The organism is Pseudomonas sp. YeP6b, from assembly GCF_025642995.1.
GTDB lineage: Bacteria > Pseudomonadota > Gammaproteobacteria > Pseudomonadales > Pseudomonadaceae > Aquipseudomonas.
The window spans coordinates 1,115,100-1,142,040 of sequence record NZ_CP080090.1 but is presented as its reverse complement, the minus strand read 5'-3'; the positions used below and the strand labels follow the sequence as shown (position 1 = coordinate 1,142,040).

Below are 26,941 nucleotides of genomic sequence, written 5' to 3'. Positions count from 1 at the left end.
ACGATCAACACCAGGTGTTCCTGGGCTAACGGGTGAGCAGCATTGCTGCTCACCCGTTCTTGCTTGCGGTATACACCTGGCACCGATCAGCGCTGCTCAAGCTCCGGCAACTCCAGGGTTTCGCGCTTGGCTTCATCATCAAGCTCACGCAATGTGCGATAGATCAGCGCCACCGCCTGCAAGGTTTCGCGAGGGATGCTTGTTCCCAGTTTGTTCGTGTAGAGCGTGCGGGCCAGCCATACACACTGAATCACCGGAACCTCGGCAGCCTTCGCCTGCCGAATCAATTCACGTGCCCCGTCGTCCGTGCCTTTGTTGATCAACATCGGCAGCGGCGTCTTACCGGGGCGGTAATACAAGGCGACAGCAAAGTGTGTCGGGTTGACCACCAGCATGTCGGCTTCCTCCAGCTTGGGCAATTTGACCTTCGGTTCCTCCTGGGCCAATTGCTGCGCCAACGCGCGGCGCTGCCCCTTCACATGGGGGTCACCCTCCATATCCTTGTACTCTTTAACCACCTCGACTTGGGTCATGCGCATGCGCTTGGCGAAGAAGTGCTTTTGCATCGTCAGGTCAATGAGCGCCAACACCAGCAATAGCCCCAGGCAGGTATGCAGCAAGTGGCGGAACAGAATGATCAGCGCAAGGATGTAGGTTTGCAGGTCGCTGTTGGCCAAGTTAATCAATGTGCCCAATGAAGGCCTGATGACCACGTACAAAACCACCCCTAACAGCACCGCCTTGGTAATGCTCATCAACAGATTCATGACCGATTGGGCGGAGAACATCTGCTTGAGCTGCTTGAGAGGGTTGAGACGATTGAAATCCAGCTTCAAGGTCTCTGGCGCAAACAGGAACCCGAACTGCATCCAGCTGCTGATCAGCTTCGCGGCAATGGCCATCCCAACCATCAACAGGGCGAACGAGAAAAACATCAACAACCCTTCAAACAGCACCTCCTCCAGCGCTCGAGTGAAGGGCTGAGCCATGCTCGACATCGGCAACACCATCAGTTGCTGAAAGCGTTGCAAGCTCGTTTCGGCGGTGAACAAAGCAACCTCGCTGATCGCTGTCAGCGCCAGCAACTTGCTGACATCCTGGCTTTGGGAAACCTGGCCTTTTTTGCGTTGATCGCGCAGTTTCTTGGCAGACGCCGGGTGCTTCTTTTCACCGGAGTCACTCATGGCGTCGAGACCTGGAACATCACTCCGAGTGAGTGCTTGAGGTCACCCAGTAGGTTCAAGCGCCCGACGATCAGGTCCTGCAGCAACGCAAAGTACAACAACAGAATACCGATACCCGCCAGACTTTTGAGCGGTGGTGCCAACGTGCTCACCTGTAATTGCTGACTGTAGACCCCCAGTAGTGCGATACCGAACTCCAGAAATAACAACACGGCAATAAAGGGCGCAACGTAAAGCATCATGTGGGTAAAGGTATCGCCGAGTATGCCAAGGAACGTACTGAAACCATTGACTGCCGGCAGCGGCACCCAGGCCGTGGCCGGCCAGATCAAATAACTGTCCCAGATCACTTGGGTAAGCACGCTCAAACCCAGGACAGCGATCAACAAGTAAATCACCAACTGCTTGAACAGATGCCCGATGGGCGTTGCGTCCGGCCCCAGTGAAGGGTTGAGCTGACCACCCGCCAGGGCGCCACGCTGGTTATCCAACAGCGCGCCGACTGACTCGAACATCCAAAAAGGCATAGCCAACAGGACACCCAGCAAAATGCCCAAAGCGGCCTCCTTGAATATCAGGCCGATGATCATCAGCGCGGAGTAGTCCTGGTCCACCAGTACAGCATGGATACCTGGCGCCGGAATGAATGCCATGACCATCACGATGACGTGCCGAGGCATGCCGCGTATATGTTGGAAGCAGAACGCCGGCACCAGAATGGCACAGGGGTAGATCCTCGCCATGGCCACCAGCAGGCTTGGCAGATAGTCAAGATAAGGCAGCACGTGCAGGCCCTCAGTTCAGCGCCGAGCGGGCGATCATGTCGAACATCAGGTTGATCAGTTGAATCAGCTCCACGCCGATCCAGCGTCCCGTCAATATCAGTGTGATACCCACCGCGACCAGCTTGATGCCAAAGGGCAACGTCTGGTCCTGTATCTGCATCAGGGCTTGAACCAGGGACGTCAGCACGCCGACGACCACCGCTACGATCAGCGGCGGTGCCGACAACACCACCACCAGCAGCATGCCCTGCTTGAAAAGCACGATCGGTTCCATGGGCTACTCAAAGGTATGAAAGGAAAAGACTGTCGAGCAACCGCGACCATCCGGAGACCATCACGAACAGCAGCAATTTGAGCGGCAGGGCAATGGTCGCGGGCGAGACCATTTGCATCCCCAACGCCAAGAGCAGGTTGGACACAATCAAATCGATGACGATGAACGGAATGTAGATCAGGAAGCCGATCTCAAACCCCGCCTGCACCTGCGACAACACAAAGGAGGGGATTAGCAGGATCAGGTCGTCGCGCTGGGTGCTTTGCGCCATTTCCGGTGGCCACAAGCGCACGCTGTTTTCATGCATGTGGGTCAACACATCCGGATCAGTGTTGCGTTTCATAAACGCACGTAGCGGCTCTATAGCCACAAGGCCAGTCGCTTGAACCGTCTGAACATTGCTCATGTCCAGGGGCGCCCCCTTTAGGTTCTCGGCGATCTGGTAACCCATGGGGGCCATGATAAACAGGGTAGCGGCCAGCGCTATTCCGTTGATAGCCATGTTCGGAGGCACTTGCTGAACGCCGATGGCGTTGCGGGTGATCATCAGCACAATGACGATCTTCAAGAACGCCGTGCAAATGATCAACAGCATCGGCAGCAACGACAGCGCCGCGAAAAACAGCGCAATTACAATCGGGTCAACGCCCTGGAGTATCATCGGGAGAACACCACGCGAGACAATTTCAAGCCAAGACGTCCATCGACTTCCACCAACTGCCCCTGGCCAATAGGCCGTTCACCGTAATACAGGCCGGCCACGCCCGGGGCATACCCGCTGATGCCCAACACCGCACCGGGAGCAAGATTGCGCAGTTCGCCCAGGGTCAGGTTCAGGACACCACAGCGCACTGTCAGCGCCATACTCAAGTCATCAAAGAGCTCCCGGCCGAAAACATCCTCCACCGGTTGATCAAATTCAGGCCCCGGGACTTCTTCTATTAAAAACTCTTCGTCCATGGACGCTTCCTCTATCGCAATAAGGTTCAGGCATAACGGACCGGACTCATCGTCAATACGCCCTTGCAGCCGTTGACTGCCGATACTCAAATGACCACGGCCCTGTACATCAAAAAAGGCGCGTTCAAGCATCAGCACGTCACCCGCACGTACGCCACGCAATTGCGCAATGGGCAAACTCAAGCGGCCCAACGTCACGGCTATTGCCAGCGGAAACGATGCAGGTAATGGGCTGGCCGTCGACCGCCAAGCGCCAGCCGCACACATCGCCAGCAAGCTTTGCGGGGCCAGCCACAGGTAACCTGCGACCTTGGACGGCCCCAACATCACGGTAAAACGGCAACCAAAGCCCAACTTTTCAGGCGCCGGCAGCACGCGCAGATAACCGAACAACGCCCGCACCTGCGGGCTGAGGTGATGCTGGAACAATTCCCAGAACCAGGACTTCGGGTCGTTGCCAACCTCTGCCAGGGTTACCGGGCATTCGCCCATCAGGCTGAACATCGCATTGGGCTCCGAGAACGCCAGCACACCGAGGGCACTCTCGACACACAAAGGGCTTACCCCTTCAGGCGCGCGACCGGGTTCGAGCACAAATGCCCCCTCTTGATCGCCCACGTGGAACGGCATGCGTAACCCGCGCCCCAGTCGATGCAACGCCGCAACCCTTGCGCCCTCAACCAATGGCGGTGTCAAAGCGGACATGATCATGCGGGGCCCGCGCTTTTGATGTGGATATCGACAGGCTGCCCCAACGCCTCGACCAGCCTGTCCTGATAGCGCTTTTTCACCGTGCCGAGCCAATTCGCTGTGTGTTGTTCTTCGGCTTCCAGCTCGATGTTCCAGGCGCCAGGCTGCCGTTGGACACTGGCGTTGATCCGCCCCAGCCGTGGCACGTAAAGCACCGCCAGCAATGGCCATTGCGTGACGCCCTGAACGCGAAGCGCCAACTGCTCCGTCAATGCCTCGAGCATTACTTTATCCGCCGCCGCACTCTTCGCAGGCAAGCGGGAAGCGTAACCACCTTGGCCATCATCCTTGGCGAAAATTTGGGTGAATAACTGCACATGGACCCAGGGCACCACGGCCTCAACCCCGGCCTCACGATCTTCCCTTGTCTCACGCATACGGGGCCGGTTAAACCTGCTCACAGGTAATCGTTTCATGACTCTCCTGCACCAGTAACTGGGATAATTCCGAGAGTTTTTCAACCTCGCGCAAGTATCGGGTGGCCTGTATTTGCATACTGTCGACGTGCACCACTTGCTGCTTCCGCTGCCCGTGTAATTCATGCAACTGCGCCTCTTCGCGCTGCGTACTGGCGGACAACGTGCGCTCCTGGGCACTCCACGATTTGAGTTCCCTAAACGAGAGCACTTGCCCTTGATGCTTGCTCAATAGCTGCGCAGTTTCTTGAGCTTCCTGCACACGCGTTTGCTCAAGGGCCTGCTGCGCCTGCTCAACTTGCAACTGCAACGCCCGTTGCTGCCTTTTAGCCTCACCCAATGCGCGCTCGGCCCTGTCCGCCCGGTGTTTGCGCAGACGCCTCAGGGTTTCCAACTCAGAAAGGAACATAGGCGGTCAGCTCCGTCAGTTGATCCAAGGTCGTCTCCATCGGTGAAGGCTCACGCAAGTCCTGGCGCAAAAAGCCATCCACTGCAGAACGGCTGTCCACCGCCAAGTCAGTCAGCGCATCGCTGCCGGCCTGGTACTCGCCCAGCTTCAGCATCAGCTCGATCTGCTGGTACGCCGACAGTAGGCGGCGCAGCCCCGTGCCCGCCTGGATATGCTCAGGCGTGGCGACGTTGCTCAAAATCCGCGAAAGGCTGGCCAGCACATCAACCGCTGGATAGTGACCGCGCTCTGCTAGCTTGCGGGACAACACAATATGGCCGTCGAGCAACGAGCGAACCTCGTCAGCCACGGGGTCACTCATCGAGTCCTGTTCGATGAGTACCGTGTAGATCGCGGTGATAACGCCGTCGCGGGTCAACCCGGCACGTTCCACCAACCGCGGCAACAAGCTGTACACCGATGGCGGCAAGCCGCCGCGGCCCAGGGGTTCACCGGCCGCCAGGCCGATTTCTCTTTGAGCGCGGGCAAAACGCGTCAAGGAGTCGATCAGCAGCAGCACCCGTTTACCCTTACGCCGATAGCCCTCAGCCAGCGCCGTGGCGGTGAACGCTGCACGGGCGCGCTCCATGCTTGAACGGTCGGACGTCGCACACACCAGCACGGCCTTGGCCCGCAATTGATCGTCCAGTTCATGGTCGAGAAACTCCCGTAGTTCCCGACCACGCTCGCCGATCAAACCAAACACAATCACATCGCACTCCACGTTACGGGCAATCTCCGCCAGCAACGTGGTCTTGCCACAACCTGCACCGGCAAACAGGCCCACACGCTGGCCCTCGCCAAGCGTCAGCAAACCATCGATCGAGCGCACGCCGGTCGCCAGGGCCCGATTGATCCTCGGCCGCTCGGTCGGCAACGGCGCCTCACACAACACCATGCTCGCATCCGGGCCGTCGGTGTCGACGAAGGCGCTTGGGCCAACGCCGGTAATCGGCCGCCCGAAACCATCCAGCACCTGGCCCAACAGCTCATCACTGACCCGTACCCGATGCGACACCCCCAGGCGCTGCACACTGGCACCCACGCGTATCCCTTCAAGGTTGCCCAAGGCACTGAGTACGGCATCCTGCTGATCGAAACCGATGATCTCAGCCAGCATGTATTCGTCGGCAGACTTTTCAACCTGGCACAAGTCACCGATACGCGCGCTGGGCAATCGGCACTGCAACAGCATGCCGTTGACGCGTTGGACGCGCCCGCGCATGGTCACCGGCATCAGGTTGGCCAGCGCCTGCGTCTGGCGCTCCTGCCAGGCATCAAGACGCGCCTGCATTTGCTCGTTCACCAACGCACCTCGTAACGCTGCGCGCCATCGAAAACCACCTTGCTATTGTCGATCTGCACCAGGCGCAAGCCGTCCACTTCATCACCGACGAACACCCGGCTACCCTCGTCCAGCACGACATGGCCATTGGGCCCACCGACGATTTGAACAATCTTGAACGGCAGGGCTCCGTCGCGTACACGTACGCGGCTGATCACTGGCACCGCGCTGTCAAACAGCTCACCAAAACGGCTGAGCATGCGCGACACCAGTTCCACATCGTCCTGGGAAACGTCGCCGTTAAGCGCGACTTGCCCATTGATCACCTGCAAGCTGACCCGTTGGCCCAACTCACGCTCACTGAGCATCTTCACCAACTGCTGGCGCACTTCAAACGGCGTGGCCAGCTCGTGTTTGGTTACTACGGGAGGCATCAACGAGGCCTGTGCCCCACGCTCCACCGAGGAGGCTATGCCTACCACTGCGACGATGATTGCAACCACCAGCACTACGCTGATCAGTCGTTTTTGCTGCGTGTGCGGGATCGACGATAACTGCAGCGCCCGCGGCGCTTCAGTAGTGCGCGGTGAGGGTGTTGGAGCGGGTACTTCAGGCCATGGTTGATCGGCCAAGGTGACGCACAGTCGGATAGCTCCGACTGAAAACGGTACGTTCAGTGCCAGGCTCGCGATCTGTGCCAGCACTTGTCCTTCATCGCCGTGCAGCAGCCCGGCCTCGGCCTGCACCGACCAGTTTGAGTCGATCAGTCGTAACCGCGCGTGATGCTCGGCAATGCCCGGATCATTCAGCATCAGGTCAGCGTCAGGGTGAGCACCGATGCTCCACTGCTCACCAAACAGCGGCAATGCAGCGCCCTGGTTCAGACCATTGAGCACCCGTAACTCAAACATTATCGAGCCCTCCCGTGCGTTGAACCTGGCTGACGATTCATGCCGCGGCACCCCGCATCAGCTCATCTTGACCAAGATCGAAGCGCCCTAATACTTTCACCTTGGACGTGCTTCCCAACTCAGCAAAGGACAGCACCGGCACATGGTTGAACTCTTCCAGCAGCAAGGTGCGCAAGGGGCTGCGAAGGTCCTGCGCCACCAACATCACGCTCTTGCTCTTGGCGCGTAAGGTAAAGGCCTGGTTGAGGAGGTTGATCAATGCGGCGCTGCTTTCGTTATCCAGTGCAAAGAACACACCGGTCTGGGTCTGACGCAACGCTTCGCGCAAGATGTTCTCGGTATGAGGCGACAGCAACCAGGCATGCAGGCCATCTTCCTCGCTGTACTGGTGGAAGATCTGCGCCTTGAGGGCAATGCGTGCATAGTCGGCGAGGGCATCGGGTTCACGCTCATGCTGGCCGTACTCGATCAGCGACTCCACAATCAGCCGCACGGCACGCAGCGGAACACCTTCACTGGCCAAGCGTTGCAACACCGCTGAAAACCGCGAGAGCGGCATGATGCGTTGCAGCTCCTGCACCAGTTCCGACTGGTTGTGCTCAAGCCAACCGAGGATCGCCTTGCTTTCCTGAATGCCCAGGAACTGCGGTCCGCTGAGCATCATCGCCTGTCTCATACGGTCGATGATCAGGCTCGTGGCGGTAAAGCGCTCCAGCTGCGGGTCATCAAGCAGAGGGTCATCAGGTGCCAGCCAGAGCCAGTCCTGTTCATCACGCTCGGCCAGCCCTCGTATTGCGTGCTCAGGCTCAACCGTCAGCGCCTTACGCTCGACGGCCAGGTAGGTGACAACCGATGCCTTGACCATCGGTACTTCATGCACGCAGAAACGCATTTCATCGGCGGCCAGTGAATCATCGAGTTCGACTTCGAACGGCGGCAATGTCAGGCCGATATTGGCGACGAGCGAATTTCGTGCCTGGCGGATTCCGTGAATAAGATCCGTAACCTCGGGAGTCCCTCGCAAGGCAGGGGGAAACTGCAACAGGTAAGGCCGCGATGGATCGAACCCGCGCAAGTCCTCTTCCCCGTTCTCTTCGGGCCGGACGGCTTCGGCAGCCTCATCAGCGGGCTTTTCCGCTCGCTGACGTTGGCGCATCAAGTAATAACCCAGGGAGCCGGTTACAGCCGAGAGCAGAATAAAAACCATCGTGGGCATGCCGGGCACTATTGCAAACGCGAGCATCCCTACCGATGCAATCATCCAGCTCTTGGGCTCACTGGTCATTTGCCGGGCGATTTCCGCGCCCATGTTAGTGATACCCCTGCGCCCATCTGGCGCCACGCGGGTGATGATCATGCCGGCAGTCAGGGAGATCAGCAGTGCAGGAATCTGCGCAATCAAGCCATCACCGATGGTCAGTACCGAATACAGTCGTATCGACTCGGCAGCGCTCAAGTCGTGTTGAAACATACCAGTGGTGAAACCACCCAACAGGTTGACCACGACGATAATCAAACCGGCGACGGCGTCGCCCTTGACGAACTTCATGGCCCCGTCCATGGCGCCGAACAACTGGCTCTCGCGGGACAATTGCTCACGTTTGTCCCGCGCTTGCATACCATCGATCAGGCCGGCACGCAGGTCACTGTCGATGGACATCTGTTTGCCCGGCATCGCATCCAGGCTGAACCGCGCCGCTACCTCGGCGACCCGCTCCGAGCCCTTGGTGATCACCAGGAAGTTGACCAAGGTCAGGATCATAAAGATCACCATCCCCACCGCCAGGTTGCCGCCCACCACGAAATTGCCGAACGCCTCTACGATGTCACCAGCGTCCTGTTCCAACAGGATCAGCCGCGTAGTGGCGATCGACAGCGCCAGACGAAACATGGTGGTCAGCAGCAGAATCGAAGGAAACGATGAAAACGCCAAAGGCCCTGGCAAATAAAGCGCCAGCACGATCAACAGGCACGATATGCAAATGTTGACCGCAATCAGGATGTCCACCAGCCAGGTCGGCAGCGGGACGATAAAGATAAACACAATGCCCAGGACCACCACCGCGCCCAGCACTTCGGCACGCTGTGCCACTTTGAGCAAGACGTTGTTGATGGCCGACAGTGCAGTCACGCCAGCGTCCCCAGGTCACCGGCAAACTTCAGGGGGCCGCGCTCGACGCGGTCCAGTTCGCCCATCACCGCCAAAAAGCTGTCCAGGGCCCCCTGGCGTACGCGACTGTCGGGCCACAAGGCCAACGGCAACTCCCGAATCATCGGGTAAAGCGCGTTGAGGAGTACCACTTGCCGAATGGTCAGGCCACTGCCCAGATCATGCCCAAGTCGCAGGATTTCACCCGCATCGATACCGCTGCCGGCATACCCCAGCAGGCGCTGCAAAAGGCTCACGGAGTCATGGCTTATGCCCAGGCGCTGGATCAACGCCTGGCAGTCGGACAACACGGAGCCCAACTTCCCACAGCTCTGCAGGGCCAGCAACAAAGTGCGCAACCGCGGCGTGGTCATTGACGACACGAGGACCGCAATGTCGTCAGCCAAGGCTTTACGCATGCTACTGAGCCTGGCGGAAAACGTATCGCCACCGTACACACCTAGCAAGGCCTGCATCATTGTCACCAGGGACTGGCGGGTGGCCACGCTTGAGTAGTAGAGCGCCCGCAGCGCTTGGCGCTCCTGCGGATCACCACCGGCCTGCGTCAACGCCGTGGCAATTTTAAGGCCCGCCTGGATTTCCCCTTTGAAGCTGACCGTCAGCAGGGCAACCGCATCCCGCGCCAAGGTAGCGTCGGAGAGGCGTACTTCATTGTTCGCCTGGGCCTCCAAATGCTTGAGCACCACGAACGCACGAGCGGGGTCCCCCTCGGCAAGCTCCAGCAGCTTGTCGACACTGGGATGGTGCTGCAATTGGTGCCTGAACCGACGAGAAATAGCCGCCAAGGATTCCTGGGCCGGATGGCCCAACTGATCATAAAGTTGAGCAAGCTGCTCGGCGGGCGGAACGTGTATAGGCATCAACCGCGAGGCCCGATTGCTGGCAATCACTTCCTGGTCGAAGAACGGAGCAAGCTCATCGACTTTCGCTGAGGTGGGCGGCGAGACAGGCGCAGCGGCGGGTTGATCCAGGCGCTGGGTAGAGGGCGCATCTTGAAGGGATTCGACTTTCATAAGCATGCCAAGAAGGGAAGAGTGTGTCCCTATGTGGCGAGGCCTGCCGATACGGTTCCATCAAAACTCGACTTTCGACACTTTTGAAAAGACCGGCACAAATCATCAGCGCATTTTGCAAATTACTGCGCAAAAACGCTTCATTTCAATATATTTATTTATATAAATCAGAAAGTTGAGAGTTTTTTTCCTTTGGCACAGCCAGTGCAAAAGGGGTTCGCATCGTAAACATTTCGATAGCGTCTACCCTGAGGAAAAAATCATGAATATCCCTATTGAAGCTTTAGCCCACCTCGTTGGCAGCTCGCCTCAATTCATGCTTCACCTGACAGACGATCAACAAAAAAAACTTCGGCGCTTCATCCACAAACGCGTGCTCAACCAAGAAGATGCAGACGACATCCTACAACTGACCTACCTGGAAGCTTGGCGCAACAGGGAGCGTTTCAGTGGACAGGCAACCCTCAGCACCTGGATGTGCGGCATTGCGCAGAACCTGGTCCGCAACCATTTTCGGCGCCTGTATGCCAAACCGGTGCATTGCGAATTCGATGAATCGCTGTGGCATGGCCAGGAGGAAAACAACAACCTGGATTGGGAGTTCGAGATCAACCGCCGGCTGGAAAAAACCCTGACGGCCATCGACCACCTGCCGGCAGAAATGCGCAAGACGCTGTACGCCTCGCTGGAAACCGACGGCAGCTACCAGGACACAGCCGACGTATTGGACATCCCTATCGGCACCGTTCGCTCACGCCTGTCACGGGCGCGTGAACACCTCAAGCGCGTCACGCACAACCCGCCGCAACCGTAAGGCGCTCTAAAGGGTAATCGTTGGGCGGCAGGGATATCTGCCCAACCGAATTACACCTGCGCACGCGCGGCAACTAGATCGCCAACTGCCCGACTGCCTCGTCGTCAACGAAAACCTCAGCGTTGAAGATACCCAGCTCTACCTCTCCCCCTGATCCGCAGCACCTCAGCCAACGCCTCGACTGCTGCGATCACCCGCAACCACGCGCGCAGTAACGCTAAACACCGATCAAATGTGGGAGCGGGCTTGCCTGCGATGACGGCGGCACATTCAACCTCGTCATCGGCTGACCCACCATAATCGCAGTCAAGCCCGCTCCCACAGGCGTTTTTTGTGTAGCCCAGAGACGTGAAAATCCCCGAGCCACTCGTCGCCAGACCCGGCATTTTCGGTTAAACAGTTGAAAGCGTAGATAAAAATTCAAAATAAACGCTTGACGCATTCCCGTTCTACGCGAATAATGCGCGCCACTTGGCTACATAGCTCAGTTGGTTAGAGCATAGCATTCATAATGCTGGGGTCCGGGGTTCAAGTCCCTGTGTAGCCACCAAGTACTAAAAACGGCTTACCGAAAGGTAGGCCGTTTTTTTATGCCTGAAGAAAAGCCCTGAGGCATACTCGCCCCCAACCACAAGGAGGCGATACGTGAACCCCCACTTCCCCACCCACGGCATCACCACCGAACGGCTGTCGCTGCAAGCCGCTCGCCCGTCTCACGCTGGCGCCCTGCAAACGTATCTGCTGCGAAACCGCGCTTACCTTCAACCCTGGGAACCCACGCACGGCGATGACTTCTTCGAACTCGACGCCATCACCCAACGCCTCCAAACCATGGCCGAGAAAACCGCCAGCGGCGAAGCGCTGCATCTGCTGATACTGCACGACGGCACAGTCATCGGCGTCTGCAACTTCACCAACGTCGTGCGCGGTGCATTTGAAGCCTGTCACTTGGGCTACGCGCTCGACGAATCTGCCCAGGGCCAGGGGCTGATGCACGAAGCGCTGAAAGCCGCGATTGCCCATGTGTTCGATGACATGAAACTGCATCGAATCATGGCCAACTACCGGCCTGAAAATGAACGCAGTGCGCGTCTGCTCAAACGGCTAGGGTTTGAGCGCGAGGGTGAGGCGCGGGCCTATCTCAAGATCAATGGCGTGTGGGCGGACCATGTGCTGACGGCGCTGATCAACGGCGCAAGCCACGCCTCATGAGCCTCCACGTATTCGCCATTATCATGCTGGGCGCCGCGCTCCACGCCACCTGGAATGCCGTGGTCAAAGGTGGCGTCGACAAGCTGTTGACCACCTGCCTGATTGCGTCCGTCGCCTCGTTGATCGCGTTGGCGGCCATCCCGTTTCTGGCGCTGCCGGCGCCAGAAAGCTGGCCGTTCATCGGCACGTCGGTGATTCTCCAAGTGCTGTATTTCGTGCTGGTCGCCTCGACATACCGCATTGCCGACATGAGCCAGACCTACCCGATCATGCGCGGCACCGCGCCGTTGGTGGTGGCGACGGTGAGTGTGTTTGTGTTGGCGGAGCCATTGTCGGCATTTGCCTGGCTCGGCATTGCGGTGATCTCTCTGGGCATCTTGAGCATGGCTGTAGCGCCGTTATCAGGACAGCGAAAAGGCTTGATTCTGGCGCTGATCAACGCGGGGGTGATCGCCAGCTACACCCTTATCGACGGCTTGGGCGTGCGCAAGTCCGGCGCGCCGGTGGCCTATACACTGTGGATCTTCCTGCTGACCGGCATTCCGCTTGCCGCATGGGCTTTAGCGGCCCGGCGCGGCGTGTTCCGTGACTACGTAAGCCGTAACTGGCGCCTGGGCATCGTCGGCGGTGTGGGCACGATAGCGTCTTATGGTCTGGCGCTTTGGGCCATGACCCCTGCCCCCATCGCCACCGTTTCAGCGCTGCGGGAAACGTCGATCCTGTTCGGCGTGGGGATTTCGGCATGGGTGCTGAAAGAGCATCTGACCCGCGCTCGCATTGTTGCCGCATGTGTCATTGCCGCCGGGGCGATGCTGTTGCGCCTGGGCTGAGCAGGCCAGGGGGCGTGCGCTCAAAAAAACTGCGTATCTGTATTTTGACGCCCTCCTGACCCACTGTTAGTGTCCAGCCTCCACAAGACGGAGTGCCCCCGATGAAATTGGACATCTACCAAGTCGACGCTTTCAGCCAACATCCTTTCGGTGGCAACCCGGCAGCCGTCTGCCCGCTGACCGAGTGGCTGCCCGACGCACAACTGCAAGACATCGCCGCGGAAAACAACCTCTCCGAAACCGCCTATTTCGTGCCCCGTGGCGATTTCTATGAGTTGCGCTGGTTCACCCCGCAAGTCGAAGTGGACCTGTGCGGCCATGCCACGTTGGCAGCGGCGTGGGTGCTGATTCATCAACTGGCGGACGCACCTGAAGTGTTGCGCTTTGCCACCCGCAGCGGCGAGCTTCGCGTGACGCGCAATGGCGACGAACTGGCGATGGATTTCCCGGCTAAACAGCCTCAGCGCTGCGAGCCGCCCAGTGGACTGTTGAGCGCATTAGGGATTGAGCACGCCGAGGTGTTTGCCACCGATGACTACATCGTGCTGGTCGACGATGAGGCTCAAATCGCCGCCCTGACGCCAGACTTCGCGCGCCTCAAGGGCCTGCCCAAACGCGGGATCGCGGTGACGGCCAAAAGCACGCAGTTTGATTTTGTTTCGCGCTGGTTCGGCCCGAACGTGGGCGTCGATGAAGACCCGGTCACCGGCTCCGCACACACCTCGCTGGCACCTTTCTGGGCTGAGCGTTTGGGCAAGTCGCAATTGACTGCTGAACAGGGCGGCAAGCGCCGTGGGCAACTGCGTTGCGAGCTCAAGGGCGACCGCGTGATCATCTCGGGCCATGCGGTGCTCTACCTGCAAGGCGTGATTTACCTGTAAAAAGTACCACCCCAAGGACAACAGATCATTCTCAAAATGAACGGAGTTCAGCGCGTGTTTTTGATTTCCCGCCGTCAACTGTCAGTGATAGCCGCAGCCCTCGCCCTGGCCGGCTGTCACACCCCCGTCAATGAACAGCCGCCGGCACCGGAGTTGGGCTCGGGTTACCGCACCGACCTCAACACCCGCCACGCCGAGCGCCATATGGCCGCCGCCGCCAACCCACTGGCCGCCGAAGCCGGGCGCGAGATGTTGCGCCAAGGCGGCTCGGCAATTGATGCAGCGATTGCCATGCAGGCCGTACTGACGCTGGTGGAGCCGCAGTCTTCCGGCATTGGCGGCGGCGCGTTCATCATGCTGTGGGATGGCAAAAAAGTGCACGCCTATGACGGCCGCGAAACCGCCCCAGCCGGCGCAACTGAGCGCTTGTTCCTAAAAGCGGACGGCACGCCGATGGCGTTTCCCGAGGCGCAGATTGGCGGGCGGTCGGTCGGCACACCGGGGGTATTGCGTGCGCTGGAAATGGCGCACAAGAAGACCGGGCACCTGCAATGGGCCAAGCTGTTTGAACCGGCGATTCGTTTGTCGGAGCAAGGCTTCGCGATTTCGCCGCGCCTGCACGCGTTGATCGCGGCTGACCGTTACATCGCGCAATCACCCGAGATGGCGGCGTATTTTCTGAATGCCGACGGCACGCCTAAAGCCACCGGCACCCTGTTGAAAAACCCGGCGCTGGCCGCTGTGTTCAAGCGCATCGCCAAGGAAGGACCGGACGCGCTGTATCACGGGCCGATTGCTGATGAGATCGCGCGTAAGGTCCAAGGCAACCGCAATGCGGGCAGCCTGTCACAGGCCGACCTCAAGGCCTACACCGCCAAGGAACGCACGCCGCTGTGCACCGACTACAAGCAGTATCAGGTGTGCGGCATGCCACCGCCGTCGTCGGGTGGGATTGCAATCGCACAGATCCTCGGCACATTGCAGGCAGTGGAAGCCCGCGCCCCACGCCAGGCCATAGCGCCGATGAAACCGATTAAAAGCGCATCGCCCGCAGGGCTTGAACCCACACCCGAAGCCGTGCACCTGCTTGCCGAGGCGGGTCGCCTGGCGTTCGCCGACCGTGGGCTGTACGTGGCCGATGCCGACTTCGTGCCGGTGCCGACCGCCGGCCTCGTCGCTCCAGACTACCTGGCCAAGCGCGCTGCGCTGATCGGCGAACGCAGCATGGGCATCGCCAAACCAGGCCAGCCTGTGGGCATTCAGGTGGCCTACGCGCCGGACCGCTCGCCGTTGCGCATCTCCACCTCGCAAGTGGTGGCGGTGGATGACCTGGGCGGCGCTGTGTCGATGACCACCACGGTGGAAGCGGCATTCGGTTCGCATGTGATGGTCCAGGGCTTTTTGCTCAACAACCAGATGACCGACTTCTCGTTCATCCCTGAAGAAAACGGCCAGCCGGTGGCCAACCGCGTCGAGCCCGGCAAACGCCCACGCTCGGCCATGGCACCGACCTTGGTGTTCGACCGCAAGAGCGGCGAGTTGCTGGCCACCGTGGGCTCACCGGGCGGCTCGCAGATCATTGAGTACGTGAGCAAATCCCTGGTGGCGATGCTCGATTGGAAGCTCGACCCGCAAGCGGCCATCAGCCTGCCCAACTTTGGTAGCCGCAACGGTGCGACCGAGCTGGAAGCAGGGTTGTTCAGCCCTGAGTTGAAACAGGCACTGAGGGACAAGGGCCATGCGTTGAGTGAGATCGATATGACCAGCGGCATCCAGGCCATTGTTCGCACACGCGATGCTCAGGGTAAGGTGTCGCTGAGCGGCGGCGCGGATCCTCGGCGTGAAGGCGAAGCGGTCGGCGACTGACTTTATTGAGCGCAGAGAGCCCCTTGCAACAGGCAAACAATCTCGGCGCCCTCCCCGGCGTCGACCACGGTTTTTGTTCGATCGATGATCCATTGCGACCGGATGAGGTGTTCATCTGCAAGCAGGTGCACAGTGCGACGGTGATCGAATGGCAGCCTGATCAGGTGGCCAATACCGTTGAGGCCGATGGCGTGCTCACTCGCGCGCACCCGCCAATCGCAGTGATTACCGCTGATTGCTTGCCCATTCTTATTGCCGCGAAAAGTGGTGAAATGGTTGCCGCCGTGCATGGCGGCTGGAAGGGGTTGCAAAGCGGAATTATCGCCAACGCCGTGCAGCAATTTACCGCCGAGGGCATTGCCGTTGACCAGTTGCAGGTCGCTATCGGGCCGTCGATCAAGCCGTGCTGTTACGAGGTGAGCGAAGGGTTTATCGCCCAGTTTCAGACGGACCAAGGCCACTTGTGGCGTGACGGACAGGCGCCGTGGTGCTTCGAGCAGCCGGCGCCACGGCTGGCGCCGCAGATTGCACCGCCGCATGCGCGGCAGACGGGAAGTGCGTGGTTTGATTTGAGTGGATACGGGATGATGCTGCTGCAAGCGGCGGGAGTTAAGCGTGAGCAGATCGAAGTCAGTGAGATGTGCACTTACTGCACATCACCGTCCTTCGCCAGCTACCGCAGGAGGACGCATCACCCGGAGGAGGCGAAGACGTTGATCTATTCGTGGATTGCTCGCAAAACCTAAAGAGCCTCTGTCCCCTATGGCTGGCAGGCTAACCGGCTTACTGTGGCGAGCGAGCTTGCCACAGTAAGTCGCGCGCTACAAAAGGTAGCGCGCCACAACAATCAGCGGCTTATCTTCAACCCCTTCCGCCCCGCATGCCGCTCCAGCGCCAGCTCAATCAACCGGCTTACCAGCTCGCTGTAACTCATCCCCGCCGCCTGCCACAGCTTGGGGTACATGCTGATGCGAGTGAAGCCAGGCAGTGAGTTAATTTCGTTAATCAGCACTTCGCCGTCGTCGGTGAGAAACACGTCGACCCGCGCCAGCCCGGCGCAACCCAACACCTCAAACGCTTCGATGGCGAGTTGGCGAATACGCTCGCTGGCCTCAACGCTGATATCGGCCGGCACCACCACTTGGGCGGCCTGGTCGTCGATGTATTTACTGTCGTAGGAATAGAAGCCGTTGCTCACCACGATTTCGCCGCAGCCGCTTGCGATGGGGTTGTCGTTGCCGAGCACGGCACATTCAATTTCGCGGCCTTGAACGGCGGATTCCACCAGCACTTTTTCATCAAAGCCCAGGGCCAGCTCGACGGCGGCGTGGTACTCGGCGGCGTCGGCGACTTTGCTCACGCCCACCGAGGAACCCTGATTGGCGGGTTTGACGAACATCGGCAAACCGAGTTTGTTCGCCGCAGCCTCAAAGGAGGTGCGCGCCGCGTTGCCACGGGTCAGCGTGATGAACGGGGTGACGGCAATGCCGGCATCGCGCAGCAGGCGTTTGCTGATGTCCTTGTCCATGCACACGGCCGAACCCAGTACGTCGGAGCCGACGAAAGGCAGGTCGGCCATGCGCAGCAGGCCTTGCAGGCAGCCGTCTTCACCGAGGGTGCCGTGGACGATAGGGAAGATTACATCGATGTGTTGCAGCAGGCCCTGGCCCGAGGTTTCCACCACTTGCTGGCTGGCCTTGCCCGGCACCACCGCCAGTTCGCGGTTGGACTGGTTGAGGGCGATCAGCGCCGGGTTTTCCTGGTTGATCAGGAAGTTCGAGGTGTCGTTGAGGTGCCAGTGGCCGGCCTTGTCGATGCCGATTAGCACGGGCTCGAAGCGCGAACGGTCCAGCGCATCGACAATATTGCGCGCCGATTGCAGCGAGACTTCGTGCTCGGCCGAACGGCCACCAAAAATAATACCTACCCGCACCTTGCTCATGACTCGGCCTCACTATTGAAAGTAAGGCTTCTTACCATGAGCGGTCAGCGATTCGCTACCAGATGTGCGCCAAACAACAGGTAGCAGCCACCGGCAAACCGGTCGAGCCACTTGCGTGAACGGCTGTAAAGATTGGCCATGCGCTCGCTGGAAAACACCAGGGCTACGCTGGTGTACCAGCTGAACGACAAGGTGGTCATGGTGATGACCGCCAGCGCCAACAACGTTGGCGACGGTGACGGCGGCATGGTCGAGGCGAAGGCCGTGGCAACGAACAGTGCGGCCTTGGGGTTGGACAAGTTGCCCAGCAAACCGAAGCGCCAGGCAGAGAACAGCGAGCGCTGGGGCTCGTCAGGCAATGCGGCTTGATTGATAGGAGCCGAACGCTTGAACAGTTTCAGCCCCAGGTAGATCAGGTAGCAGCCGCCGATGATCTTGAAGGCCAGATAGAGCATGGGCGCAGCGGTGAACAGCGACTTGATGCCCAAGCCGCCTGCCAGCCCCCATATCACCGTGCCCGTGGCCACCCCGGCGGACGCCACCACGCCATGACGACGCGAGCAACTCGCCGCCAGTTGGGCAGTGTTGAAGAAGTTCGGCCCCGGCGTCACCACCGCGACAGCCCAAAGCAGCCCCAGCGACAGCAACGGTGCTGCGTACGGCAAGTCGGAGAACAGCATGGGGCGTCCCTCTTCGTCAGTGGTTAAACCTATTCGGCCGCCGGCTCAGGCGTGTGCACCAACAAGTCGCCAGGCTGGCACTCCAGGTAGGCACATATAGCATCCAACGTGCCCAGCCGTATGCCCTTGACCTTGCCTTGTTTGAGCAACGACAGGTTCTGTTCGGTAATCCCTATGGCGGCCGCCAGGTCTTTGGATTTGACCTTGCGCCGGGCAAGCATAACGTCCAGTTCAATCACAATGGGCATTTCGATCTCAAACAAAAGTACGGTTTTCAGAATCCACTTCACTGGCCTGCCACAGGATACGCGCGATTACCGCGATACAGGCAGCGAGAAACAACGCGACGAAGCTTGGCGCGGTGACACTCAGCGTAATCAATCGCTGGCCGACCGGCTCATTCATCGTGACCCAGACACTGAGCAACGGCTCGCATAAAAAGTCCAGCAGCACCCATATCGCCACTGCTCGCCCAACTTTGCCCAGGTGCTGCGCCGCGGCACTGGAGAAGTACTCACCCCGAGCGTAATTGCGAAACAGTTGGCGCAGATGGTTCAAGCCTGACGCCAACGCCATCAATGGGATGGTGGAAAGCACAATGCCACCCGCCGTCTGCCACCACGGGAACAGCGCAACTTTAGCGGCGTGCGCCTCGATCAGACGGTCAGTCAAGGCAAAGCCAAACCCCAGGCCATCGGCGGAGGAACCCAGCACCGGAAACAGCCACACGGCAGTGTTAAGCACCAGCATAACGACAAGCAGCAAGAGGGTAAGCAGCGACATGCGCTGACTGAGCTGGGCCAGACGTTGGGTATTCATAAACAACCTCGGTGAATGAGTGAGCGCACAAAATAATAGATTAATTATCGTAAAACAATCATTTTTTAACGCAAAGCAATGCAATCGTTAAAAAAGGCTCATCCAGATCACGCACAATCGTACAAGACCTCGGCAGACAACCCGCGCCAGACTGGGTTAACGTGTTTCCACCTCTACTTGTGACCAGTCACCATGGGCCAACCCACTTCTACCCTCGATTGGCTGCACCGCGCCCCGCACGCCAGCGGCCTGGACCGTATCGAAGCGTACTTTGCAGGCTTTGCGTTCGACCCGCATCGCCACGACACCTACGCCATCGGGCGCACGCTGTTCGGCGTGCAGAGTTATCACTACCGCGGCAGCATGACCCACAGCTTGCCCGGTACGACCATGGTGATTCACCCCGATGAATGCCATGACGGCCGCGCCAGCAGTGTAGAAGGCTTCAAGTACCGCATGATTTATGTGGAGCCGGCGCTAATCCAACAGATTCTTGGCGGCAGGCCGTTACCGTTTATCCACAACGGATTATCAACCGACCCGCGACTGTTCCGCGCCAGCGAAGTATTGCTGCAAAGCCTGGATTGCCCGATTGACCCGATGCAGGAACAGGACGCTCTGTACGACCTGGCCCAGGCGCTGAGCGCTGCATCGGGGGTGATCATCAGCCGTAAATCTTTCGATTACGTCGCCGCCGAGCGCGCCCGGGAATTTATCCACAGCGCCTTGGGCCGCAGCATCACCCTGGATGAAATGGCCGACCATTGCGGCCGTGATCGCTGGGCGTTGTCGCGGGATTTTCGCTTGTTGTTCGGCACCAGCCCCTATCGCTACCTGACCATGCGGCGGCTGGACCTGGTGCGCAGCTTGCTCGTCCAAGGCCAATCGTTGGTGGATGCGGCATTGACCGCCGGCTTCACCGACCAGAGCCACATGACACGGCAATTTCGCAGCACCTACGGCATGCCGCCGTCGCGTTGGGTGAAGATGCTCGGGCGCTGAGCCTTTGGCTTGAAATGCAGTCAATGTGGGAGCTGGCTTGCCTGCGATAGCGGCGCGTCAGTCAACACATGTGTTGCTGAGCCGGCGTTATCGCAGGCAAGCCAGCTCCCACATTTTATCTATGTTGTTTCCAATATCGCGTGCGGCTCGGGCGAGCGTTGCTTGAGGCGCAACGCCAACACCGTGCCCACCAACGCAAATCACGCCGTTCGACCCCACCGACACCCGCACCGCCAGGCCCAACGCCCCGCCGATCCGCTGCCTGGCAGACGTACGCGGGTAAGGCTTACAGCTGACGCCCAACAATGGGCTCGCCGATGCTGAGGAAATTGCCGCCGGCGATATGGTGCAAGGTGCGTAACTCATCATGCCCTTCAAAGTGCCAGTGCCCTTCGCTGAACACGCGCTCGTCGGCATAGGCGGCCACGACTTCGCCGAGGAATAAATCGTAGGCCTGTTGGTTGTGGGGCTCGGGCAGCAGGCGGCACTCCAGCCAGGCGACACAACCTTCCAGCAGCGGCGCTTCGGTGTGTTCACCGTTGAACGTCTGCAGGCCGTAGGCGGCGAATTTGTCGGTGTCTGAGCCCGTGGTGTTGCCGACGGTCTGCACCAGATCGGCCTGGGCCACACAAGGCACTTGGAGCACGAAGGTGCCGGCGCCTTCCAGCAGTTGGCGGGTCCAGGTGGCCTTGTCCAGCACCACGGCGACTTTCGGCGGTTCAAAATCCAGCGGCATCGCCCAGGCAGCGGCCATGATATTGCGCTTGCCGTCGTGGGCCGCGCTCACCAACACGGTCGGCCCGTGATTGAGCAAGCGGTAAGCCTTGGACAACGGAACGGGGAGAAGGTGGGTAGGGCTCATGGAGGGGCGGCTCTTCAAGCAAGAAAAAACCTACGATACCTCAAGCGCAAGTCCCACGGGTTAGGTCGACAGCTGATTTGCGAATTGTCCTACCGCACTGACCACCTTTTTTGCACCGTCCTGGATCTCGACAATCACCGTGCCCGCCTCGGCCGCCAGCGCTAAACCTTGCTCGGCCTGCTCGCGGCCTTCAGTCATCAAGGACACCGCATCGCGGGCCATGTCCTGGTTCTGACGCACCACACCGACGATTTCCTCGGTGGCCTTGCTGGTACGCGAGGCCAATTGACGAACTTCATCAGCCACCACCGCAAAGCCACGGCCCTGCTCACCGGCACGTGCTGCTTCGATGGCCGCATTGAGTGCCAGCAGGTTGGTTTGCTCGGCGATGCCGCTGATGGTCTTGACGATGGTGCCGATCACTTGGGACTGCGCGTTCAGCGCCTCGATGCCATCACCGGCCTGTTGCATGTGCTTGGCCAGATCACGCATCACATCCACCGCCTGGGTCACGACGGTGCTGCCGCGCTGGGCACTGTCGTCGGTTTGCAGCGAGGTGCTGTAGGCGATGTTGGCGGCCTCGGCCACCGCTTGCTCTTGATTGACTTGATCGGTGATCACCGTGGCGAACTTGACCACTTTGTACAACCGTTCATTGGCATCCAGCACCGGGTTGTAGGTCGCCTCCAGCCACACCACACGGCCATGGCTGTCGACCCGTTTGAAGCGCGCGGCAACAAACTCACCGGCATTCAAACGTTTCCAGAAGTGCTGATACTCCGGGCTGTTGTATTCCTGTGGCTCGCAGAACATACGGTGATGTTTGCCCTGGATTTGCGCCAGGCTGTAACCCATGCCGCTCAGGAATCGGTCATTGGCGGTCAGCACATGCCCGCCGAGGTCGAACTCGATGACCGCGGTGGAACGCACCAGCGCGGTGATCAGGTTTTCGTGCTCGCGCGACGCCTCGATGGTGCGAGTGAGGTCGCTGGAATAAATCGAAAAATGTTTGATGCACCCGTCCGAGTTGCGCACCGGCTGCAGGATCGAACGCAGCCACGCCTCCTTGCCGTTGCCACGCATCAGGCGCACGGTGCCGGCGAAGTGTTCGCCCCGCACCAGGGCATTCTTGAAGCGCCGCTGGAATTCGTCCTGACGCAGATATGCGGGCACCAGCTCATCAATGTGGCGCCCCAGTATGTTTGTAGCCTGGTACGACAGTTCTTGCAGGAAGTTGGCGTTCGCCCACTCCACCCGGCCTTCGGCGTCCAGCGTCAGGCACAGCATTTCGCTTTCCAGGCTCTCCTTGACCTGCTGCAAGCTGGACAACTCTTCACGAAGAGCCGACAGCTCCTGCTTCAAACGGGTGTTGAACATGGGGCACCGATGGTCATATTGGGAGAGGATTCTCACCTGCATCGGCGCTGCCGGCGTTTTCTGAAGCGCTTTTTTGCGCCGCCCCCAACTGTTTTTTGGCCCGATCAACCACCGTTGTTTCGGCAGATGCCCATCACTTGATACTCAAGGGTATTGAGCTTGCCGCTGGAGTCTTCATAGGTCATGCGCGACGGCACCGGGTTGCACGAGCGGATCGGCGGTGTGACGTTGACCACGTTGGCAATGTCCAGCTTCATGCCATAGCGGTAGGCCTGTACCTCGGGCATCGGTTTGCCCTTTTTCTCGGCGTAGGCCGCCATCGCTTTTTCATTGCGCTCCATCATCAGGGCAAAGGTGCGATCACCCCCGCCTTCGGCCAACGCGCCAAATGACAAGACTGCCGTTAATACACCCAAGCCAATTTTATAAGCGTTCATAACAGGTTCCTCGATTGAAAAGTTCAGTAACGAGACTAATCAACCAACCCTGTCGCCATGTTCACTGAAACATTACTTATCTGTTAGGTGGTCGCGAGCTGCCAGAATTGTAATGTTCACGCAACGAGTTCGTTATCTGCGGTTTGCAACTATCAGCCTGGGCCAAATCAATAAGAACGCCCGATCCTATAAAAAGCTGAAAACTGCCGACACCCAGGAGCGAAACATGAGTATTGCTTACTACACCCTACCCTTTTCACTGATTGCCGCACTGCCTCTGGCCGCCGTGGCCGTGGAAGACAAACCCGAAGGTTTTATCGAAGGCAGCAGCGTGAGCGTGCTGGCGCGCAATTTTTACTTCAACCGTGATGACCGCAAGGGCCAGTCCAGCCCCACCGGCAATGGCTATTCCGAAGCCTGGGCGCAGGGCTTGATCGGCAAATTCGAATCGGGTTTTACCCAAGGTACCGTGGGGTTCGGCCTGGATGCGTTTGCCATGTATGGCCTGAAACTTGACTCGGGCACCGGCCGCAGCGGCGGTAAGGGCTCGTTCGGCGTGTTGCCGGTGGACAGCGACAACCGCCCCGAAAGCAGCTACAGCAAATTCGGCGGCGCGGCGAAATTACGCGTGCTGGACACCGTCATCAAGGCCGGCGACGTATTCCCCGCCACCCCCGTGGTGGCAGCCGGCGACTCGCGCTTGTTGCCGGAAAGCTTTCGCGGCGTCACCGCGCAAAACACCAGCCTTGAGGGCCTGAGCCTGCAAGGCGGACGCCTGAGCGGCATGAGCCAACCCAGTGAAAGTGGCATGAACAAAGGCTTTGCGACCTTCTATGCGGGCAAGGTCGACTCGCCGTGGATCGGCTATCTAGGCGGTGAATATGCCGTCAATAAACACCTGACAGTCAGCCTGTACAGCAGCCGTTTGAAGGACGCGTGGGACCAATACTACTTCGGCAGCGCCGCCAATTACCCGTTGACCGACGACGTCTCATTGTTCGGCGACTTCAACTATTACAAGGCCGTGGACGAAGGCAAAAAACGGCTGGGTGAGTTCGACAACAACATCTGGAGCGCCAGGCTTGGGGTAAAGGTCGGCGCCCACAGCGTGGCCGTGTCGCACCAGCGCAACAACGGCGATGACGACTTCGATTACTTGCGCCAATCGGACTCGATCTTCCTCAACAACTCGATCCAGTACAGCGACTTCAACTCGCCCAAGGAGCGCTCGTGGATGGCCCGTTACGACCTGGACATGCAGGCGTTCGGCATTCCCGGCCTATCATTCATGACCCGCTACGCCAAAGGCTCCGGCGCCGATTACAGCAACGCCAACTCGGTGTATATGCGCCGCGATTCGGCGGGCAACCCGCTGACGGACCAACGCCGCTGGGAACGCAACGTCGAGGCCAAGTACGTGGTGCAAAGTGGCAGCCTGAAGGATTTGTCGTTGCGCTTGCGCCAAGCCACCGTGCGCTCCAGTACTTTCGAGTCGGACTTGGAGGAAGTGCGCTTGATTGCCGAATACCCACTGGTGGCACTCTGAATAATCACCACGGTGAGTGCTTACATTCGTTCGCCCTTAACTAACATTTGCTCACAAATGCACAAGTAACAAGACTGTAATATTAGCCTCAGCTTCCCGTTAAGTTGAACGCCTATACTCGCGTCAACTTATGTGCACCGAGCAACATTCGTCTCTGAAGCTTTTTTGGAGCTCCTTTGGAAAGAGATGAATTTTTAACGCCCCTCGGGGCGTTTTTTTTTGCGCACCGGCACTGCGTTGCGACCGATGGTCGCAGTTGACCCTGAAGCTACTTCACCGTTCAGACTTTCCCTACTCCCAAAGCACCCGATTCCATAAGGAAATGGAGCCCTTCTTTCACCTAAAAAAGGTAAATACCCCATGCGTATCCTTGTCGTTGAGGACGAGCAAAAAACCGCCGACTACCTGCAGCAAGGCCTGAACGAAAGTGGCTATGTGGTCGACTGCGCGTCCAATGGCATCGATGGCTTGCACCTGGCAGGGCAGCACGCCTATGAGCTGGTCATTCTCGACGTCAACCTGCCGGGCAAGGATGGCTGGGAAGTGCTGGAGCAATTGCGCCGCAACGGCAGCCAACGCGTGATGATGCTGACTGCCCGTGGCCGGCTCGCCGACAAGATCAAGGGCCTGGACATGGGCGCCGATGATTACCTGGTCAAACCCTTCGAGTTTCCCGAATTGCTCGCGCGGGTGCGCACCCTGTTGCGGCGCAGCGAGCATATCCCACAGCCGGACGTGTTCCGTGTGCTGGACCTGGAACTGGACCCGCGTCGCCATCGCGCGTACCGCGGCAGTCGGCGTATCGACCTGACCACCAAGGAGTTCGCGCTGCTGCAGGTGCTGATGCGCCAGACCGGCGAAGTGCTGACCCGCACGCAGATTATTTCGCTGGTGTGGGACATGAACTTCGACTGCGACACCAACGTGGTGGAGGTTTCCATCAGCCGCCTGCGCGCCAAGGTGGATGACCAGAGTGAGGTCAAGCTGATCCACACCATTCGCGGTGTGGGTTATGTGCTGGAGGCACGGCAATGAAAGTCAGCAGTTTGTCGATGCGCCTGGGGCTGACGGTCAGCCTGATGGGCGCGGGCCTGGTGCTGTTGCTGGCAACCCTGGCGTACCTGGCCCTGACCCACGAGCTGGAAAAACTGGCGCGCAAAGGCCTGGAAAGCAAGATGGAACAGATCCAGCACAGCCTGTCACAGGGCCTCAACGCCAGCGGCATCCGCGCCCGCCCGCACTCGCTGATGGACCTGGTGATCGGCCATGACAATTTCTACCTGACCATTGTCGGCACGGCCCCCGATAACAGCGTGTTACTGAGCGCCGGCGCCAAGCCTCAGGAACCGTTGCTGACCGACTTCACGCCGCGTGAAACTCTCGGTTACCTCAACTGGGCCGACAGCGATGGCAACCAAGTACTCAGCGCTTCCAGCCTAATGCGCCTGGCCAGTGGCGAACGCGTACGCGTTTTGCTGTCCCTGGACCGCAGGGACGACCAGGCACTGCTCAGTGCCTACCTGCGCGCCACGGTGATCGCGTTGCCGATGCTCTTGATATTGATCGGCATGGGCGCCTGGTGGCTGGTGCAGCGCGGGCTGGCGCCGCTGAAGCAGTTCAGCCGAGTGGCGGCCAAAGTCACCACGCAGGACCTGACCCATCGCCTGTCCGTCGACAACCTGCCGCACGAACTGGGCGAGCTGGCGCAAGGCTTCAACGTGATGCTCGACCGCCTGGACGCCGGGGTGCAGCAGCTGTCGCAATTCTCCGATGACCTCGCCCACGAACTGCGCGCGCCGCTGACCAACCTGATGGGCAAGGCCCAGGTGACGCTGTCGCGCGAACGCCCGCCGGAGGCCTACAAAGCGGTGCTGGAATCCAACACCGAAGAGCTGGAGCGCCTGGCGCGTATCGTTTCCGACATGTTGTTTCTGGCCCAAGTCAGCCACCCGGCGGCGCGAGCTTCGTTTACTGCCGTGTCGCTGACGGCTGAGGCAAACCGGGTGATGGACTTGTTCGCCCTGAGTGCCGAAGACAAACAGCTGACCCTGACCCTCAGCGGCGAGGCCCAGGTACACGGCGATCGCCTGATGATTCAACGTGCCCTCTCCAACCTGCTGTCCAACGCCATCCGCCATAGCCCATCGGGCGCGCATATTTCGTTGCTGGTGGAGGCTTACGACAACAACGTTTCGTTGTCCGTCAGCAACCCAGGCTCGGGGATCGAAGCGCAACACCTGCCGTACCTGTTCGAGCGTTTTTACCGTGTCGACAGCAGCCGCGCACGCACTGAGGGCGGCACCGGCCTGGGCCTGGCGATCGTACGGTCGATCATGACCCTGCACCAAGGGCAGGCTGATGTGCGCAGCCTGCCCGGTGGCTTTACCTTGTTCCGCCTGGTGTTTCCTCAAGTCTAAGCCGCCTCTAGGCTGAGCCTGCTCGGTGTGGCAAGCGCACCTGTTGTGGCGAGCGGGCTT

The 26,941-nt window shown here is 59.4% G+C and carries 27 protein-coding genes, 1 tRNA gene and 2 pseudogenes; 11 read left to right on the top strand and 19 right to left on the bottom strand.

The annotated features are described in order from the left end of the window. Nucleotides 1–86 precede the first annotated feature (86 nt). Genes sctU through KZH41_RS04970 form a run of 11 tightly spaced genes read right to left on the bottom strand, consistent with a single transcriptional unit; the run spans nucleotide 87 to nucleotide 10,196 of the window. Complete coding sequence (gene sctU / locus KZH41_RS05020) at nucleotides 87–1,184, bottom strand: type III secretion system export apparatus subunit SctU (protein ID WP_263274477.1); 1,098 nt, start codon at nucleotides 1,182–1,184, stop codon at nucleotides 87–89. Next, complete coding sequence (gene sctT, locus KZH41_RS05015) at nucleotides 1,181–1,969, bottom strand: type III secretion system export apparatus subunit SctT (RefSeq protein WP_094948883.1); 789 nt, start codon at nucleotides 1,967–1,969, stop codon at nucleotides 1,181–1,183. Before sctT ends, sctU begins: the two co-directional genes overlap by 4 nt. A gap of 10 nt (nucleotides 1,970–1,979) precedes the next feature. Further along, nucleotides 1,980–2,243 (bottom strand): type III secretion system export apparatus subunit SctS, encoded by a 264-nt coding sequence (gene sctS, locus KZH41_RS05010; RefSeq protein ID WP_003208363.1) that lies wholly within the window; start codon nucleotides 2,241–2,243, stop codon nucleotides 1,980–1,982. 7 nt (nucleotides 2,244–2,250) lie between these two features. Beyond that, nucleotides 2,251–2,904 (bottom strand): type III secretion system export apparatus subunit SctR, encoded by a 654-nt coding sequence (gene sctR, locus KZH41_RS05005; RefSeq protein ID WP_242154258.1) that lies wholly within the window; start codon nucleotides 2,902–2,904, stop codon nucleotides 2,251–2,253. Further along, complete coding sequence (locus tag KZH41_RS05000) at nucleotides 2,901–3,914, bottom strand: FliM/FliN family flagellar motor switch protein (protein WP_094948880.1); 1,014 nt, start codon at nucleotides 3,912–3,914, stop codon at nucleotides 2,901–2,903. Before KZH41_RS05000 ends, sctR begins: the two co-directional genes overlap by 4 nt. Beyond that, on the bottom strand, nucleotides 3,911–4,330 hold the full coding sequence (locus KZH41_RS04995; protein WP_263274476.1) for a type III secretion system HrpP C-terminal domain-containing protein: 420 nt from the start codon (nucleotides 4,328–4,330) through the stop codon (nucleotides 3,911–3,913). Before KZH41_RS04995 ends, KZH41_RS05000 begins: the two co-directional genes overlap by 4 nt. Nucleotides 4,331–4,340: 10 nt before the next feature. Next, nucleotides 4,341–4,778, bottom strand: coding sequence for a YscO family type III secretion system apparatus protein (locus tag KZH41_RS04990; RefSeq protein WP_263274475.1), 438 nt, complete (start codon nucleotides 4,776–4,778; stop codon nucleotides 4,341–4,343). Continuing rightward, complete coding sequence (locus KZH41_RS04985; protein WP_218193652.1) at nucleotides 4,765–6,111, bottom strand: FliI/YscN family ATPase; 1,347 nt, start codon at nucleotides 6,109–6,111, stop codon at nucleotides 4,765–4,767. Before KZH41_RS04985 ends, KZH41_RS04990 begins: the two co-directional genes overlap by 14 nt. Nucleotides 6,112–6,119: 8 nt before the next feature. Next, nucleotides 6,120–7,013 (bottom strand): FHA domain-containing protein, encoded by an 894-nt coding sequence (locus KZH41_RS04980; RefSeq protein ID WP_263274474.1) that lies wholly within the window; start codon nucleotides 7,011–7,013, stop codon nucleotides 6,120–6,122. Between the two features lie 37 nt (nucleotides 7,014–7,050). Beyond that, nucleotides 7,051–9,144, bottom strand: a complete 2,094-nt coding sequence (gene sctV / locus KZH41_RS04975) for a type III secretion system export apparatus subunit SctV (protein ID WP_263274473.1) — start codon at nucleotides 9,142–9,144, stop codon at nucleotides 7,051–7,053. Continuing rightward, nucleotides 9,141–10,196: a TyeA family type III secretion system gatekeeper subunit gene (locus tag KZH41_RS04970; protein WP_242154250.1), complete on the bottom strand. Its 1,056-nt coding sequence runs from the start codon at nucleotides 10,194–10,196 to the stop codon at nucleotides 9,141–9,143. Before KZH41_RS04970 ends, sctV begins: the two co-directional genes overlap by 4 nt. Before the next feature lie 262 nt (nucleotides 10,197–10,458). On the opposite strand from KZH41_RS04970, the gene KZH41_RS04965 reads away from it, so the two are divergent. The 7 genes from KZH41_RS04965 (at nucleotide 10,459) to pgeF (ending at nucleotide 16,545) form a co-directional block, all read left to right on the top strand. Then, a complete protein-coding gene (locus tag KZH41_RS04965) occupies nucleotides 10,459–11,010 on the top strand; it encodes an RNA polymerase sigma factor (protein ID WP_263274472.1) in 552 nt (183 codons plus the stop codon). Between the two features lie 473 nt (nucleotides 11,011–11,483). After that, nucleotides 11,484–11,560 (top strand) — tRNA-Met (locus KZH41_RS04960). Nucleotides 11,561–11,655: 95 nt separating this feature from the next. Next, the gene (locus KZH41_RS04955) at nucleotides 11,656–12,222 is read left to right on the top strand and encodes a GNAT family N-acetyltransferase (RefSeq protein WP_263274471.1); all 567 of its coding nucleotides are present in this window, start codon (nucleotides 11,656–11,658) and stop codon (nucleotides 12,220–12,222) included. Continuing rightward, nucleotides 12,219–13,052: a DMT family transporter gene (locus KZH41_RS04950; protein ID WP_263274470.1), complete on the top strand. Its 834-nt coding sequence runs from the start codon at nucleotides 12,219–12,221 to the stop codon at nucleotides 13,050–13,052. Before KZH41_RS04955 ends, KZH41_RS04950 begins: the two co-directional genes overlap by 4 nt. Nucleotides 13,053–13,153: 101 nt before the next feature. After that, nucleotides 13,154–13,933 (top strand): PhzF family phenazine biosynthesis protein, encoded by a 780-nt coding sequence (locus KZH41_RS04945; RefSeq protein ID WP_094948870.1) that lies wholly within the window; start codon nucleotides 13,154–13,156, stop codon nucleotides 13,931–13,933. A 36-nt stretch (nucleotides 13,934–13,969) separates the two neighbouring features. Further along, entirely contained in the window at nucleotides 13,970–15,799 is a 1,830-nt protein-coding gene (gene ggt / locus KZH41_RS04940) for a gamma-glutamyltransferase (protein ID WP_263274469.1), read from the top strand. 23 nt (nucleotides 15,800–15,822) lie between these two features. Then, the gene (gene pgeF, locus KZH41_RS04935) at nucleotides 15,823–16,545 is read left to right on the top strand and encodes a peptidoglycan editing factor PgeF (protein ID WP_263274468.1); all 723 of its coding nucleotides are present in this window, start codon (nucleotides 15,823–15,825) and stop codon (nucleotides 16,543–16,545) included. A 101-nt stretch (nucleotides 16,546–16,646) separates the two neighbouring features. Here the strand turns inward: pgeF and ddlA are convergent, their stop codons facing one another. The 4 genes from ddlA to KZH41_RS04915 are packed head-to-tail and all read right to left on the bottom strand — an operon-like array spanning nucleotide 16,647 to nucleotide 19,240. Next, nucleotides 16,647–17,741: a D-alanine--D-alanine ligase gene (gene ddlA, locus KZH41_RS04930; RefSeq protein WP_094948867.1), complete on the bottom strand. Its 1,095-nt coding sequence runs from the start codon at nucleotides 17,739–17,741 to the stop codon at nucleotides 16,647–16,649. A 44-nt stretch (nucleotides 17,742–17,785) separates the two neighbouring features. Beyond that, on the bottom strand, nucleotides 17,786–18,421 hold the full coding sequence (locus KZH41_RS04925; protein ID WP_242154240.1) for a LysE family transporter: 636 nt from the start codon (nucleotides 18,419–18,421) through the stop codon (nucleotides 17,786–17,788). Nucleotides 18,422–18,450: 29 nt separating this feature from the next. Then, entirely contained in the window at nucleotides 18,451–18,669 is a 219-nt protein-coding gene (locus KZH41_RS04920) for a helix-turn-helix domain-containing protein (RefSeq protein ID WP_094948865.1), read from the bottom strand. Nucleotides 18,670–18,676: 7 nt separating this feature from the next. After that, nucleotides 18,677–19,240, bottom strand: coding sequence for a DUF2975 domain-containing protein (locus KZH41_RS04915; protein WP_094948864.1), 564 nt, complete (start codon nucleotides 19,238–19,240; stop codon nucleotides 18,677–18,679). Between the two features lie 192 nt (nucleotides 19,241–19,432). Here KZH41_RS04915 and KZH41_RS04910 point away from each other — a divergent pair, with 192 nt between their 5' ends. Continuing rightward, on the top strand, nucleotides 19,433–20,242 hold the full coding sequence (locus KZH41_RS04910; protein WP_094948863.1) for an AraC family transcriptional regulator: 810 nt from the start codon (nucleotides 19,433–19,435) through the stop codon (nucleotides 20,240–20,242). 286 nt (nucleotides 20,243–20,528) lie between these two features. Here KZH41_RS04910 and KZH41_RS04905 read toward each other — a convergent pair whose 3' ends face one another. The 4 genes and pseudogenes from KZH41_RS04905 to KZH41_RS04895 form a co-directional block, all read right to left on the bottom strand. Then, entirely contained in the window at nucleotides 20,529–21,104 is a 576-nt protein-coding gene (locus tag KZH41_RS04905) for a flavin reductase family protein (RefSeq protein WP_094948862.1), read from the bottom strand. Nucleotides 21,105–21,164: 60 nt separating this feature from the next. Beyond that, a pseudogene (locus KZH41_RS30400) lies at nucleotides 21,165–21,596 on the bottom strand (methyl-accepting chemotaxis protein); the annotation flags it as partial. A 108-nt stretch (nucleotides 21,597–21,704) separates the two neighbouring features. Further along, a pseudogene (locus KZH41_RS30395) lies at nucleotides 21,705–22,391 on the bottom strand (PAS domain-containing protein); the annotation flags it as partial. Nucleotides 22,392–22,585: 194 nt separating this feature from the next. Then, nucleotides 22,586–22,918, bottom strand: coding sequence for a DUF2790 domain-containing protein (locus KZH41_RS04895; RefSeq protein ID WP_094948860.1), 333 nt, complete (start codon nucleotides 22,916–22,918; stop codon nucleotides 22,586–22,588). Between the two features lie 226 nt (nucleotides 22,919–23,144). Between KZH41_RS04895 and KZH41_RS04890 the strand changes: the two genes are divergently transcribed. The 3 genes from KZH41_RS04890 to KZH41_RS04880 all read left to right on the top strand — a co-directional run bounded on the left by KZH41_RS04890 (nucleotide 23,145) and on the right by KZH41_RS04880 (nucleotide 26,881). Continuing rightward, nucleotides 23,145–24,464: an OprD family porin gene (locus KZH41_RS04890; protein ID WP_094948978.1), complete on the top strand. Its 1,320-nt coding sequence runs from the start codon at nucleotides 23,145–23,147 to the stop codon at nucleotides 24,462–24,464. 360 nt (nucleotides 24,465–24,824) lie between these two features. Further along, nucleotides 24,825–25,499, top strand: a complete 675-nt coding sequence (locus KZH41_RS04885; protein WP_094948859.1) for a heavy metal response regulator transcription factor — start codon at nucleotides 24,825–24,827, stop codon at nucleotides 25,497–25,499. After that, nucleotides 25,496–26,881, top strand: a complete 1,386-nt coding sequence (locus KZH41_RS04880) for a heavy metal sensor histidine kinase (RefSeq protein ID WP_094948858.1) — start codon at nucleotides 25,496–25,498, stop codon at nucleotides 26,879–26,881. Before KZH41_RS04885 ends, KZH41_RS04880 begins: the two co-directional genes overlap by 4 nt. The last annotated feature ends 60 nt before the right edge of the window (nucleotides 26,882–26,941 follow it).

Excerpts from the sequence above, each read along its gene's own strand:
- KZH41_RS04925 (WP_242154240.1), bottom strand. The coding sequence starts at position 18,421 with ATGCTGTTCTCCGACTTGCCGTACGCAGCACCGTTGCTGTCGCTGGGG.
- ddlA (WP_094948867.1), bottom strand. The coding sequence starts at position 17,741 with ATGAGCAAGGTGCGGGTAGGTATTATTTTTGGTGGCCGTTCGGCCGAG.
- ggt (WP_263274469.1), top strand. The coding sequence starts at position 13,970 with ATGAACGGAGTTCAGCGCGTGTTTTTGATTTCCCGCCGTCAACTGTCA.
- KZH41_RS04985 (WP_218193652.1), bottom strand. The coding sequence starts at position 6,111 with ATGCAGGCGCGTCTTGATGCCTGGCAGGAGCGCCAGACGCAGGCGCTG.
- KZH41_RS04885 (WP_094948859.1), top strand. The coding sequence starts at position 24,825 with ATGCGTATCCTTGTCGTTGAGGACGAGCAAAAAACCGCCGACTACCTG.
- KZH41_RS04905 (WP_094948862.1), bottom strand. The coding sequence starts at position 21,104 with ATGAGCCCTACCCACCTTCTCCCCGTTCCGTTGTCCAAGGCTTACCGC.
- KZH41_RS04990 (WP_263274475.1), bottom strand. The coding sequence starts at position 4,778 with ATGTTCCTTTCTGAGTTGGAAACCCTGAGGCGTCTGCGCAAACACCGG.
- sctR (WP_242154258.1), bottom strand. The coding sequence starts at position 2,904 with ATGATACTCCAGGGCGTTGACCCGATTGTAATTGCGCTGTTTTTCGCG.
- KZH41_RS05000 (WP_094948880.1), bottom strand. The coding sequence starts at position 3,914 with ATGATCATGTCCGCTTTGACACCGCCATTGGTTGAGGGCGCAAGGGTT.
- KZH41_RS04910 (WP_094948863.1), top strand. The coding sequence starts at position 19,433 with ATGGGCCAACCCACTTCTACCCTCGATTGGCTGCACCGCGCCCCGCAC.
- KZH41_RS04970 (WP_242154250.1), bottom strand. The coding sequence starts at position 10,196 with ATGAAAGTCGAATCCCTTCAAGATGCGCCCTCTACCCAGCGCCTGGAT.
- KZH41_RS04965 (WP_263274472.1), top strand. The coding sequence starts at position 10,459 with ATGAATATCCCTATTGAAGCTTTAGCCCACCTCGTTGGCAGCTCGCCT.
- KZH41_RS04895 (WP_094948860.1), bottom strand. The coding sequence starts at position 22,918 with ATGAACGCTTATAAAATTGGCTTGGGTGTATTAACGGCAGTCTTGTCA.
- sctU (WP_263274477.1), bottom strand. The coding sequence starts at position 1,184 with ATGAGTGACTCCGGTGAAAAGAAGCACCCGGCGTCTGCCAAGAAACTG.
- KZH41_RS04950 (WP_263274470.1), top strand. The coding sequence starts at position 12,219 with ATGAGCCTCCACGTATTCGCCATTATCATGCTGGGCGCCGCGCTCCAC.
- KZH41_RS04890 (WP_094948978.1), top strand. The coding sequence starts at position 23,145 with ATGAGTATTGCTTACTACACCCTACCCTTTTCACTGATTGCCGCACTG.
- KZH41_RS04980 (WP_263274474.1), bottom strand. The coding sequence starts at position 7,013 with ATGTTTGAGTTACGGGTGCTCAATGGTCTGAACCAGGGCGCTGCATTG.
- KZH41_RS04880 (WP_094948858.1), top strand. The coding sequence starts at position 25,496 with ATGAAAGTCAGCAGTTTGTCGATGCGCCTGGGGCTGACGGTCAGCCTG.
- KZH41_RS04920 (WP_094948865.1), bottom strand. The coding sequence starts at position 18,669 with ATGCCCATTGTGATTGAACTGGACGTTATGCTTGCCCGGCGCAAGGTC.
- sctS (WP_003208363.1), bottom strand. The coding sequence starts at position 2,243 with ATGGAACCGATCGTGCTTTTCAAGCAGGGCATGCTGCTGGTGGTGGTG.
- KZH41_RS04915 (WP_094948864.1), bottom strand. The coding sequence starts at position 19,240 with ATGAATACCCAACGTCTGGCCCAGCTCAGTCAGCGCATGTCGCTGCTT.
- KZH41_RS04945 (WP_094948870.1), top strand. The coding sequence starts at position 13,154 with ATGAAATTGGACATCTACCAAGTCGACGCTTTCAGCCAACATCCTTTC.
- KZH41_RS04995 (WP_263274476.1), bottom strand. The coding sequence starts at position 4,330 with ATGCGTGAGACAAGGGAAGATCGTGAGGCCGGGGTTGAGGCCGTGGTG.